The organism is Streptomyces monticola (assembly GCF_042665355.1).
In the GTDB taxonomy this organism is placed as follows: Bacteria; Actinomycetota; Actinomycetes; order Streptomycetales; family Streptomycetaceae; genus Streptomyces; species Streptomyces monticola.
Genome location: NZ_JBHTCF010000018.1, coordinates 35,272 through 47,182 on the forward strand (window position 1 = coordinate 35,272; position 11,911 = coordinate 47,182).

The following is an 11,911-nucleotide window of genomic DNA, read 5'->3' on the forward strand; positions in this document are numbered from 1 at the left end:
CCGGTCGGCCTCGGATGAGGCGGTCGTGCGCTGATCGCTGTGAAAGCCGCTCGACCCGGTGTCCTCCTCGAACAGACACTGTGGCCATGGAGTTCCTGTGCTACCACCGTGACCGGGTCGGTTCCCTGCCGCTGCGCGAGGAACTGAGCGAAGGGCACTGGGCCTATATGGACCGGTATGCGGACAGGATGATCGCCCGGGGGCCGACCTTCGCCGACGACGGCGACACACTCACCGGCAGCGTCCATATCGTCGACCTGCCCGATCCCGCTGCTGCCCGCGCGTTCGTCTTCGATGAGCCGAACTACCAGGCCGGCGCCTACCGGGACGTGCTGCTGCGACGGTGGCGGAACACGCTGGGGCGCACCATGTGGGACTTCCCCGGTGGCCGGACCGGAGGCGACCGGTATCTGGTGCTCGGTCTCGGTACAGGGCAGGCCGCGGATCTCGCGTTGCCATCCGACCGGGACGGGCTGATCGCCTATGGGCCGCTGCTCTCCGACGACAGCGCCACCTGGCTGGGCACGGCGGCGCTGGTCCTGGCGAAGGACGCGGCCACGGCGCGTGCCGTCCTGACACCGGACCGCTACGCCGACATCGAGGTGCACAACTGGCAGTTCGGCGGGCGGCCGTCGTGAACGAGGACGCGGCTCGCATCTCCTCGGCGCAGTGACACTCCTCAAGCCGCACTGAAGGCGAGGGCGGCGTTCTGGCCGCCGAAGCCGGACGCATTGACGAGGGTGGTGCGCAGCGGCAGCAGCCGTGGCACGCCGGATACGACGTTGAGACCGATCGCCGGGTCCTGCCGGTCGAGGTTCGCGGTCGGAGGTACGAGGCCCTGCTCCAGGGAGAGCACCGCGGATACCGCCGCGATGGCGCCGGCTGCCCCGATGGCGTGCCCGAGCGTTCCCTTGAGCGCGGTGACCGGTGGCGGATCGAGGAACAGGCTCCGCAGCGCGCGGGCCTCGGCCAGGTCGCCGGGCTGTGTGCCGGTCGCGTGCGCGCTGATCAGGTCGATGTCGGTGGGTGCCAGATCCGCTTCGGCGAGTGCCGCTTTGATCGCGGCGGCCAGGCCCTCGCCCTTGGGATGGGGCGCCACCGCGTCGTATGCGTCGCAGGAGCCGCCGAAGCCGTCCAAGTGGGCGTGGATACGGGCGCGGCGGGCCGCGGCGTGCTCGCCGCGTTCCAGGACCAGTACGCCTGCTCCCTCGCCGAGCACGAAGCCGTCGCGGTCGACGTCGAACGGCCGGGACGCGCGGGCCGGTTGGCCGGTGCGCCGGGACAGCGCCCGCATCTGTGCGAAGCACGCGGCGGGCATGCCGGTGCACACGCTGTCGCTGCCGCCGCAGACCGCGATGTCGGCGAGGCCCGCCAGGAGCAGTTGCCGGGCCAGGCCGATGGCCGTGGAGCCGGACGCGCAGGCGGTGTTCACGGTGAAGCCGGGGCCGGTCGCGCCCAGGTCCAGGCTGACCTCGCCCGCCACCAGATTGGGGATGCTGCGGGGCAGGGCGTGGGCCGAGACCCGGTCGGCGCGCTGGTCGTTGAGACGGCCGAATTCGGTCGGGTAGGTGGCCAGGCTGTTGCTGCCGACCCCGAGGACGACCGCGACCCGAGCGGGGTCCCAGTCGCGCGGCCGGTCCTCGCGCGCCGCGAAGCCGGCGTCCTCGACGGCCTCGCGGGCGGCGAGTACCGCCATGGCCCCGAACCGGTCGAGCCGCCTGCTGAGCCGCCGTCCGAGCCTGCGGTCGGCGTCCAGGTCCGGTACCCGGCAGCTGAAGTCCACGGGCAGGCCCGTGAGTTCGGGATCCGGGGCGGCGGTGGGCCGACCGGAACAGATGCCCACCCAGGAGGCCTTCGTGCCGTATCCGGCGCTGGTGAGCAGGCCGAGTCCGGTGACGGCGATACGGGGGCTGTTCATCGGGCCGGCTCCGTGGGGCTGTCGGGGGCGGGGGAGTGGGCGCGACCGGCGGGCGCGGGCGGCGCGTGGTCGGCCCGTGTGGGGGAGACGGTGCGCAGCCGGGTGGCGAGGTGTTCGCTGATGCTGAGCAGGAGTTCGGCTTTGGAGTGGTCGGCCAGCAGGGCGTGGGGGAGTGCGTCGATGGGGCTCATGACGTTTCACCTTGTGGGGAGTAGTGAGGGGTGATGGGGGCGGCCGCTGGTTGCTGGGTGCCCAGGGCGGCGCGGTGGCCGGGCCGGGGGTGGGGAGCGCACGCGTCGAAGGTGTCGGTGGCAGGCGGCCAGGGTTCAGGCCTCAGGGCAGTCGTACGACCTGGGCCGCGAAGGTGAGACCCGCGCCGAACCCGGTCAGGAGCGCCAACTTCCCTGAAAGATCAGGGTGGTCGGCGAGCAGCGCGTCGACGGCCAGGGGGACGGAGGCCGCGGAGGTGTTGCCGGACGAGACCACGTCATGGGAGACGACCACGTGCGGCGGCAGGCCGAGGGCTGCCACCAGGGCGGTGGTCATGCGGTCGTTGGCCTGGTGCAGGACGACTGCCGAGAGGTCGTCCGTGTGCACGCCCGCCTTGTCCAGGGCTTCGCGCGCCGCGCGCGGCACTGTCCCCATGACCCAGCGGTACAGCTCTGGCCCGCGCATCGTCAGGTAGGCGGGCGGCCCTTCGGGGGCGGCGGCGATCGGGGCCAGCGGGGAGCGGTGCAGTAGGCGGCCGGCGGCGCCTTCGGTGCCCCAGGCGGCGGGGCCGATCTCGGGTTCCGGCGCTGCGCAGACCAGGCCCGCTCCCGCGCCGTCGGCGAAGATGACGCTGGTTGTGCGGTCGTGTGGGTCGACGATGTCCGACATGCGCTCCGCGCCGACGACGAGGATGCGGCGGAAGGTGCGGGTGGCGATCAGGCAGCGGGCCAGCTCCAGTCCCACGCAGAATCCGGCGCAGGCGGCGGACACGTCGAACGTGGCGTGCCGGCCGCCCAGTTCCTTGCTGATGCCGCGGGCCAGGGACTGGCTGCTGTCCAGATGGCTCATGGACGCGGCGAGGATACAGTCGGCGGCCTGTGCTCCCTGGTCGGTGAACCCGGCTCTGGCGAGGGCGCGTTCGGCTGCCCTGGCGCCCATGAATTCGAGGGACTCGCCGGGGCTTGCGATATGCCGTGTGGCGATACCGGTGCGTTGCCGGATCCAGGCGTCGGAGGTGTCCAGGGCGTGTGCGCGGGCGAGTTCGTCGTTGTCGAGGCAGGTACGCGGACGGTAGGCGCCGACCGAGACGAGCCGGGCGGGCAGCGGGCTGTCCTCGGCGGGGTTCAGCACGAGGTCACCTCCGCACGGTCGAGGGCGTGTGGCGAGCGGGACTGTTCGGGGCGCCAGGGGATGTGCGGGTAGGAGCTTGCGCGGCCGGACGCCGAGCGCCACGGCTCGCACGGCGCCGGGAGCCAGTCGCGTGGGATGCCCGGGTGGCATGCGAAAAGTCTCTCCAGGGCGGATTCGAGTCCTTCAAGGATTTCAGCGGCTTCTTTGAGGATTTCCGTGGCCGGGCTCTCTTTGAGTGAGATCCCGGGCGGCTGAATTTCGGTCATGGCCTCTCTTCCTTTCGAAACGGCGTCACGGGTCATTCCGCGTTCAACGTCTGACCTTACTGAATGTCCCGGAACCCGGAAAAGATTCCTCGGAGTGCCGTCCTTTCGGTGTACTGGGTTGCGTGCGCTGAGTGCGCCACCGCTTGCGCCGGTGGCGCCGGGGTGAAAAGGGCTGCCGGGCAAGAGGAATACGGTGCGTGCATGCGACCCTCAGAGATGTTTATGTCCGGCAAAACATGGAATAACGGATGCGCTATCACTCGTAAGAGTTGGCTGGTCAAAAGGGTATTGACTGCATGTGGTTGCGCAGTGTGTCGTTGAAGTCACTCTCCGATTAGTCGGGTCGAATCCTGCCGCGCTGCTGCGCGCTGACATTTCCAAATGATGGGTGACGTGTGAATGTTCTCTTCGGGAATGGTTTCGGGGATGGTTCGGTGCCGGCGCCCCGGCAAAGGTGCTCGACCCCCCGTGCGCGGAATTTCGCGCACACCGCGACTGGTTCTCTCCCTCGCGGCACTGTGCGCCGCAATCTGCTTTCCCCTCGCCCATCAGGTGGAGCGGGACATGCGCCACGGCGGCACGAGCGCGCCGGGCGTCGAGGCGGCCCACGCCGACGCGGAACTGACGGCGCGCTTCGGCGCCGGTGTCCCCAACCTCGTCCTGCTCGCCCGGGCGCGGAACACCCCCGGCGGAGCCCCGGGCCACGCGGTCGACACCCCGGCGGTCCGCGCCGCCGGGCAGCGCCTCACCGCCCGGCTCGCCGCCGCCCCCGAAGTGGTCTCCGTCCGCTCCTACTGGGGCCGCGCTCCCACACCCGGCGAACCGACCCTGCGCTCGCGCGACGGCCGCGCCGCCCTCGTCGTCGCCAAACTCACCGGCGAAGAGAGCGACTGGCGGCACGCGGCCGCCCGTATCGTGCCCCGACTCGACGGCCCACAGGGCGCGTTGACCGTCACCGCCACCGGACCTGCCCAGATCGGCGTCGAGATCGACCGGCACAGTGAGGACGACCTGCTGCGTGCCGAACTGCTCGCCGCCCTGCCGATGCTGCTCGTCCTGCTCGCCGTCCTGCGCACGGTCGTCGCCGGGCTGCTGCCGCTCGCACTCGCGGCGCTCTCGGTCCTCGCGACCTTCGCCGGCCTGCGCGTGCTGTCCCTGCTCACCCCCGTCTCGGTCTACGCCGTGAACATGGCGACCGCCCTGACCCTCGCCCTCTCCGTCGACTACAGCCTCTTTGTCCTCAGCCGCTACCGCGAAGAGGTGCGCACGGGCCTGGACCGGGCCGCCGCCCTCCGGACCGCCACCGCAACGGCGGGCCGCACCGTCCTGTACTCGGCCGTCGCGCTGTCCGTGTCACTGTCCGCGCTGCTGCTGTTCCCGCAGTACTTCCTGCGCTCCTTCGCCTACGCCGGGATCTGCGTCACCGTCGTCTCGGCGGCAGGCGCGACCCTCGTCCTGCCCGCGATGCTCGCCGTACTCGGCGAGCGAGTGGAGGCATGGCCGGTCCGGATACCGCAGCGGCGCAAGCGAGCCCCCTCGTCCGGGAAGCGAGCCCCGTCGTCCGCGAAACAGACGGCGTTCTGGCCGCGGCTCGCACGGGCCGTCGCCCGCAGGCCCGCCGGCATCGCCGTCGCGGTCACCGCGCTCCTCCTGCTGCTCGCCGCACCGTTCGCCCGCGCACAGTTCGGCCTGCTCGACGACCGGGTGCTGCCCCCCAGTGCCGCCGCGCACCGGGCCGCCGACCAGCTGCGTACGCAGTTCGCCCCTCAGGCTCCGGTGGTCGCCGTCCTGCCCCGGCTGCAACCGGACGCCACCTCGGGGTCGTTGAGCACCTACGCCGACCGGATCGAGGCCCTGCCTCACGTACGAGCCGTCGACGTGCACAGAGCCGACGGCGGTGCCTGGCTGGCCGTGCGGTCAGCCGTCGAACCCTACTCAGGGGCGGGCTCCGACCTCGTACGGCAGGTGCGCGCGGTGCCCGCGCCCGGCGAACGCCTCGTCGGCGGCCCGGCGGCCCAACTGGTCGACACCCGCGACGACCTCGCCGCCCGCGCCCCATGGGCGCTCGCCGTGATCGCCGCGGCCACGCTGGTCGTGCTCTTCCTGTTCACCGGCTCGCTCCTGCTGCCCCTGAAGGGCCTCGCCGTCAACCTGCTCAGCCTGACCGCCAGCTTCGGCGCCATGGTGCACATCTTCCAGGACGGCCATCTGCGCGGGCTCGTCGGCGACTTCACCGTCACCGGATACCTCGACACCGCCATCCCGGTGCTCGTGTTCTGCATCGGGTTCGGCCTGTCCATGGACTACGAGGTGTTCCTGCTGTCACGAGTGCGCGAACAGTACCTGCGCCACCGCGACAACACGGCCGCCGTCGCCGACGGACTGCAAGTATGCGGACGCCTCATCACCTCCGCCGCCGCCATCCTCATCGTCGTCTTCGTCGCCTTCGCCACCTCCCAGGTCTCCCTGGTCAAGCTGTTCGGCATCGGCCTGGCCCTGGCGATCGCCCTGGACGCCACCATCGTCCGCGGACTGCTCGTACCCGCCGTGATGGTGCTCGCGGGCCGCGCCAACTGGTGGGCACCCGGCCCGCTGCGCCGCCTCCACCGCCGCTTCGGCCTGCGCGAAACCCCCGCAGGGACCCAGGATCCGGGTCCGGACTCGGACTCGGACTTGGGTCCGGACTCGGACTCGGACCCGTCGATGCCGCCGCAGCCCCGCCCTCCCGAGCCCAACCCCCGCCAACAGGAGCGTGATTACTCATGACCGTAGTGCTCACCGGAGCGACCGGATACCTCGGCTCCCATGCGCTCGCCCGTCTGCTCGCCGCCGGACACGAGGTCATCGCCCTCGTCCGCGGCCCCGAACACCGCGCCCACACACGGCTGCTGCAGGCCCTGCGGGCCACCGGAGAGCCCCTGCCCGCCCAGCCGCTCGCCCACTGCACCACGATCCGCGCCGACCTCGACCAACCCCGCCTCGGCCTCGACGGCAAGCAGTTCAAGCGTCTCGCCGACCGTATGGACACCCTTTGGCACCTGGCCGGCTGCACCACCCTCACCGGCGCCCCCGACATGCTGCAGCGCACCAACGTGGAGGGAACCCGCAGCCTCCTCGACCTCGCCGGAGCCTCCCGGCACTGCCGCCATGTCGTACACACCGGCACCGCCTTCGTCGCCGGGGGACGGCTGCACGGCACCGTCCACGAACGCGACCTCGACAGCAGCTGGGGCTTCCTCAACGCCTACGAGCGCACCAAATTCGACGCCGAACGCCTCGTACGCGCCTGGGCGTTGACCCACGACGTGCCGGTGACCGTGCTGCGCCCCAGCATCGTCGTCGGCGACCGGCCCACACCGGCCGCCGCCCCCCGCCATCCGCACGCCGTCATCGAAGCCAAGGCCGCGCTCCTCGACCGGCTGCCCGATCTGCGCCGCACCGCCAGCGTGCGGCATGTACGAGTGGCGTGCCGGCCCGGCGCGGTACTGAACCTGGTGCCGGTGGAGTTCGCGGTGGACGCCATGGTGCGCCTCGCCCTGCGCGAACCCGGCGAGAGGCTCCAAGTGCACCACGTCGTGCACCCCGCCGACACCCTCGTCACCGACATCCTCGACGCCCTCTCCGCTGCCACGCCACGGCTGCGCCTGCACCCCGTCTCCACGCTGCCCGCGAAGACCGCCCTCGAGACCCAGGTGCACGCCGGACTCGAGGGCTACTCGGCCTACTTCGACCTGCACCGCCGCTACGACCGCAGCTCCTTCGACGAGGCCGTCGGCGCGGAACTCCTGCGCCCCTCTCCCCTCGACCCGGCCTATCTCACGGATACGTTCACCAGCCTGCGAAGGAACAAGCAGCCCGTAGCGGGAGGTGCGGCCCGGTGAGGCGCCGCGCCCCGACCGCCCTGCACACCGCACACGACCGCCCCTCCTGCCTGCGGCTGCTCGCCGAGCGACAGGGCGGGCCCCCGGGACTCGGAGACCTCTGTGCCCTGGCCCGCCGCTGCCCGGACCACCTCTACACCGCAGCGGGCCCGCTCCCCGGTCCCGCGCAGCCGCGCTTGATCGACCAGATCAGGCATGTCTACGTCGACGAGAACCTCGACGCCGCCCTCGATCGCCTCACGTACGACGATCTGCCGCACTGGCCCTGGGAACTGACAGCGCTGTACGGCTACCGGCCCGGCGAATACGCCCTGGCCCTGCGCACCGCACCCGAACTGTACGCGGATGACGGCCTGTTGCCTCTCCTGCTGTTCGCGTGAGCGCAAGCCGCCGCAGCCTTCGCTCGGGCGCTTCTTCCGGATCACCGGCCGTGCGTCGGCATGCCAGCCGGCCCGTGCATGTCACCCCGCGAGGTCGTTGGCGGCTATGTAGCCGAAAGTCATGGCCGGGCCGATCGTCGAGCCGGCTCCTGCGTAGCTGCGGCCCATGACGGCGGAGCTAGAGTTGCCCGCCGCATACAGGCCCGGGATGACCGAGCCGTACCGGTGCAGTACGCGGGCACGGGCATCGGTGAGCAGACCGCCCTTGGTTCCCAGGTCGCCGGGCACGATCTTGAAGGCGTAGTAGGGGGCCAGCCGGAGCGGGGCGAGGCAGGAGTTCGGGGTGACTCCGGGGTCGGTGTAGTAGTGGTCGTAGGCGCTGTCACCGCGGTGGAAGTCGGGGTCTTTGCCGTCCCGGGCAAGGGAGTTGAAGCGGTTCACCGTGGACTTGAGCGCCGCTCCCGGCACGCCGATGGCACGCGCCAGCTGGTCCAGGCTCCAGGCCTTGTGCACCGCGCCCGACTCGTACCAGGAGTTGGGGAAGACGAAGGTGGGGGAGATGTCCTTGAACAGGTAGCGGTTGCGGTAGTTCTGGTCGACGATCAGCCAGGCCGGGATGTCGGGTGCGGTCGCGTTCCTCTCGTACATGACGTGGACGACGTCGCTGTAGGGCGCGGCCTCGTTGACGAAACGCGCACCGGCCTGATTGATCATCAGGCCGCCGGGCAGGGTGCGTTCGGCCAGACAGAAGTACGGCTCTCCGGGCAGCGGGATCGCAGGCCCCCACCACGCGTCGTCCATCAGCCCGAGAGCGGCGCCCGCCCGTGCTCCGGCGCGGATGCCGTCGCCGGTGTTCTCCTTGGCGCCGACCGTCCAGGCGGTGCCGATGGGCTGCTGTTGGTACTGGGCGCGCATGGCCGCGTTGTGCTCGAAGCCGCCGGAGCCGATGATCACGCCACGTCGGGCCCGGACCAGGGCCGCAGCGCCGTCCTTGGTCACCAGTACCCCTCGCACGGCACCGTTTTCGATGTGCAGGTCGGCCAGCGGGCAGTGGTGCCACACCGGCACGTCCGCCCGCAGCAGCCCCGCTCGCAGCCCGCCCGCCAGCGCCTGGCCCATCGTCAGCGGCTTCACACCGCGCACAGCGGCGTCGGCCGCGCGGACCAGGCACTCGTTGGCCACGGCGAAACCCTTGGCGTTCACCAGGGACAGGGTGAGCCACTTGTAGTCGGCGCTGAAGACGACCATGCCGTCGGGGACCGGCATGTACGCGGCGTTCAGCCGGTCCAGTTCGGCGCCGAGGATCCGGCCGTCGAGCAGATCGGGCTCGATCGACCGGCCGCCCGGAAGCCCGCCCGGCAGGTGCGGGTAGTAGTCGCTGTAGCCGTCCATGTACCGGAAGCGGAGCGGGCTGTGAGCGATCACGAAGTCGAGCATCGCGGGCCCGTTGTCGAGGAACGCCCGCTGCCTCGCGAGCGGCACCTCGCCGCCGACGACCGCCGCGAGATAGTCGGCGGCTTTCTGCGGCGTGTCCGGTACGCCCGCGGCACGGATCACCGAGTTGTTCGGGATCCAGATCCCGGCACCCGAACGGGCCGCGGACCCGCCATACGTACCGGCCTTCTCGATGACCACACTGCTCAGACCGCGCGCGGCCGCGGTCATCGCGGCCGTCATGCCGGCCGCGCCGGCACCGACCACGACGACGTCGAACTCCCCGGCCACCGGCGGGGCCACGGCATGCGCGACTCCGGGCAGTCCGGCGGCGACGGCCACGGAGACGGCCGCCGAAGCGCCCAGGACGCTGCGGCGGGAAGGTCTGGCAGGCTCGGCTGAGGTGTTTTCGGGCATGGCTTATCGCTCCTGCGGGACACGGCAGTTCGGGAAACGAGCGGTGCGCGTGCCGGCCAACCGGCCCGGGACACACGGGACATGAGCAAGTGTCCGGTGAGGTTTGCGCGAGGGTCTTGTGAAGTCAATACACGCCGCGGCGTATGGGGCGTTACTTTCTCGGGCAGCGCCCCTTGCCCCTACCCGGAGAGGGCAGCCGCTTCTGGCATCCGCCACCGCTGAAGACGGTGAATCGCCCGTCCGGCTCTGCGACTTGACGTCGCACTAGGTGTGTTGTCCCGGGGCGTTGGTGACAGCGGGGTGGTCTCGCATGGGTGAGGGCCTTCTGCTACGTCACGCTCTGGGACGGGTGAGGCACGTGGAGCCGACGTGAGCCGACCGGTGCACTGATGTCCGGCGGGGACTCATGGGACATGGCCCGGCACTCGGCTCAGGTTCCGGGGAGGATACGGCGCGTTTCGTAGGCCCACATCGCGATCTCGACCCGGTTTCGGGCGCCGAGTTTGGCCATCAGACTGGCCAGATGCGTCTTCACCGTGCTGAGGCTGATGTGCAGTGCATCGGCGATCTCGGTGTTGGTCAGCCCGCGAGCGACGGCGAGGAGCACCTGCTCCTCGCGGGCGGTGACGGGGGAGACCGGCTGGGCCACGGGCCGGCCGGCGGGCAGGTCCGCGAATGCCTGGAGCAGACGGACGGTGACGCTGGGCGCGATGAGCGCCTCACCATCGGACGCCGACCGTACGGCCTGGGCCAGAAGGTCTGGTCCTGTGTCCTTGAGGAGGAATCCGCGGGCGCCGGCACGCAGTGAGCCGTAGACGTACTCGTCGAGGTCGAATGTGGTGATGACGACCACGGCCAGCGGGTCGGCGACGCCCGGTCCTGCGACCAGCCGGGTGGCCTCGAGCCCGTCGATCACGGGCATGCGGATGTCGAACAGGCAGACGTCAGGGCGTAGTTCGCGGGCCAGACGTACCGCTTCCTGCCCGTCGGCGGCCTCGCCGACCACCTCGATGCCGGGTTGGGCGTTCAGCATGATGCGCAACCCGGTGCGGATGATTGTCTGGTCGTCAGCGACGAGGACGCGAATGGACACCGCTCTCGCTCCTCGGTCCCGGCAGTTCGGCTTCGACGTGCCAGCCCCGGTCGATACCCGGGCCGGCTCGCAGTGTGCCGCCGAGCAGAGTCGCGCGCTCGCGCAGTCCGGTAAGTCCGTATCCGTCGCGACCCCGGCCGGTGCGCCGGCCGTTGTCGCGCACGCTCACCCGGACCGAGTGCCGTTGCGCGGTGACCCGCACGACGAGTTCGGTCGCGTCGACCGCATGGCGCAGCGCGTTGGTCACCGACTCCTGCACGATCCGGTAGACGGCCGCGTCCACGGCCGGGGGCAGCGCGTCCAGTTCGCCGTCGAGCCCCAGGTCGACCCTGAGGCGACCACGCGGGGTGCGCACCAGGCGCTCCAGATCCGCGACTCCGGCAGGGGGCGCCAGCTCGGCGCCGACCCCGCGGTCGCGCAGCGCGGCGACCATGGCGCGCATCTCCTCCAGCGTGCGCGCCCCTTCCTCCTCGACCCCCTCCAGCGCCTCGACGGCGGCGGACGGGTCGGCGCCCGCGAGCACCCGGCCCGCCTGGGCGATGATCACCATGGCCGACACATGGTGGGCCACCGTGTCGTGCAGTTCCCGGGCGAGCTGCTCGCGTTCGCGGGAGCGCACCTGCTCCAACTGCCGCTCGCGAGCGGTCACCCGGAACCGCACGGCAGCCCCGACCACGCCGGGCAGCAGCAGGAAGACGAGGCCCACGGCCTTTTCGACGACCGGCGTGTCGTCCATGACGACACACAGCACGCCGGCCGCGAGGATCACCGAGCCGCCCAGCACGATCTCGCGTCCCGATCCCCACCGGGGCAGCGCGTACACCAGCACGAGCACGACCGCGCCGGTGTACAGGCCGACGGGCTCGCGCGGAGCGGCGACGAGCGCGGGCACCTGAAGCAGGATCACCGAGCCGAACGCCAGCGTCACCATCGCCAGCGGGCGGGTCCGGCGCCACAGGGGCAGCAGGCACAGCCATACGCCGAACACCACCGCCACCGGCCGCCACACGACGTTCTCGCGCAGGGCGGCCTCCAGCACCACACCGGCAAGGCCCGCGGCGAGCAGCGCCCAGTCCCGCCACACCCGGGAGGGCGCGTCGGGCGGCCGGGGTTCGGTCCACAGGGTGCGCAGGTCGTCTCGCAGCACGGTTCTCAGCCTAGGGACCGCGCCGTGCCGCGCA

At 71.3% G+C, this 11,911-nt stretch carries 10 protein-coding genes; 4 read left to right on the forward strand and 6 right to left on the reverse strand.

Annotation, left to right across the window (positions count from 1 at the left end; all coding sequences use genetic code 11):
• Nucleotides 1–86: 86 nt before the first annotated feature.
• Nucleotides 87–638 carry a YciI family protein gene (locus ACFQVC_RS32250; RefSeq protein ID WP_381837278.1) on the forward strand — a complete coding sequence of 184 codons (552 nt, stop codon included), beginning with the start codon at nt 87–89 and terminating at the stop codon, nt 636–638.
• A 41-nt stretch (nt 639–679) separates the two neighbouring features.
• Here the strand turns inward: ACFQVC_RS32250 and ACFQVC_RS32255 are convergent, their stop codons facing one another.
• The 3 genes from ACFQVC_RS32255 to ACFQVC_RS32265 all read right to left on the reverse strand — a co-directional run bounded on the left by ACFQVC_RS32255 (nt 680) and on the right by ACFQVC_RS32265 (nt 3,259).
• Nucleotides 680–1,918, reverse strand: coding sequence for a beta-ketoacyl-[acyl-carrier-protein] synthase family protein (locus tag ACFQVC_RS32255; RefSeq protein WP_381837280.1), 1,239 nt, complete (start codon nt 1,916–1,918; stop codon nt 680–682).
• On the reverse strand, nt 1,915–2,109 hold the full coding sequence (locus ACFQVC_RS32260) for a hypothetical protein (protein ID WP_381837282.1): 195 nt from the start codon (nt 2,107–2,109) through the stop codon (nt 1,915–1,917). The genes ACFQVC_RS32255 and ACFQVC_RS32260 overlap by 4 nt, the downstream gene beginning before the upstream one ends.
• A gap of 142 nt (nt 2,110–2,251) precedes the next feature.
• Complete coding sequence (locus ACFQVC_RS32265) at nt 2,252–3,259, reverse strand: beta-ketoacyl-ACP synthase 3 (RefSeq protein WP_381837284.1); 1,008 nt, start codon at nt 3,257–3,259, stop codon at nt 2,252–2,254.
• Nucleotides 3,260–4,089: 830 nt separating this feature from the next.
• On the opposite strand from ACFQVC_RS32265, the gene ACFQVC_RS32270 reads away from it, so the two are divergent.
• Genes ACFQVC_RS32270 through ACFQVC_RS32280 form a run of 3 tightly spaced genes read left to right on the forward strand, consistent with a single transcriptional unit; the run spans nt 4,090 to nt 7,786 of the window.
• On the forward strand, nt 4,090–6,291 hold the full coding sequence (locus ACFQVC_RS32270) for an MMPL family transporter (protein ID WP_381837286.1): 2,202 nt from the start codon (nt 4,090–4,092) through the stop codon (nt 6,289–6,291).
• Nucleotides 6,288–7,406 (forward strand): SDR family oxidoreductase, encoded by a 1,119-nt coding sequence (locus ACFQVC_RS32275; RefSeq protein WP_381837288.1) that lies wholly within the window; start codon nt 6,288–6,290, stop codon nt 7,404–7,406. The genes ACFQVC_RS32270 and ACFQVC_RS32275 overlap by 4 nt, the downstream gene beginning before the upstream one ends.
• Nucleotides 7,403–7,786 carry a hypothetical protein gene (locus tag ACFQVC_RS32280; RefSeq protein WP_381837289.1) on the forward strand — a complete coding sequence of 128 codons (384 nt, stop codon included), beginning with the start codon at nt 7,403–7,405 and terminating at the stop codon, nt 7,784–7,786. The genes ACFQVC_RS32275 and ACFQVC_RS32280 overlap by 4 nt, the downstream gene beginning before the upstream one ends.
• A gap of 81 nt (nt 7,787–7,867) precedes the next feature.
• On the opposite strand, the gene kstD is transcribed toward ACFQVC_RS32280, so the two are convergent.
• From kstD to ACFQVC_RS32295, 3 genes are all read right to left on the reverse strand, one after another.
• The gene (gene kstD / locus ACFQVC_RS32285) at nt 7,868–9,637 is read right to left on the reverse strand and encodes a 3-oxosteroid 1-dehydrogenase (protein ID WP_381837291.1); all 1,770 of its coding nucleotides are present in this window, start codon (nt 9,635–9,637) and stop codon (nt 7,868–7,870) included.
• Nucleotides 9,638–10,067: 430 nt separating this feature from the next.
• Nucleotides 10,068–10,730 (reverse strand): response regulator transcription factor, encoded by a 663-nt coding sequence (locus tag ACFQVC_RS32290; protein WP_352378081.1) that lies wholly within the window; start codon nt 10,728–10,730, stop codon nt 10,068–10,070.
• A complete protein-coding gene (locus ACFQVC_RS32295) occupies nt 10,705–11,877 on the reverse strand; it encodes a sensor histidine kinase (RefSeq protein WP_381837294.1) in 1,173 nt (390 codons plus the stop codon). The genes ACFQVC_RS32290 and ACFQVC_RS32295 overlap by 26 nt, the downstream gene beginning before the upstream one ends.
• Nucleotides 11,878–11,911 lie beyond the last annotated feature (34 nt).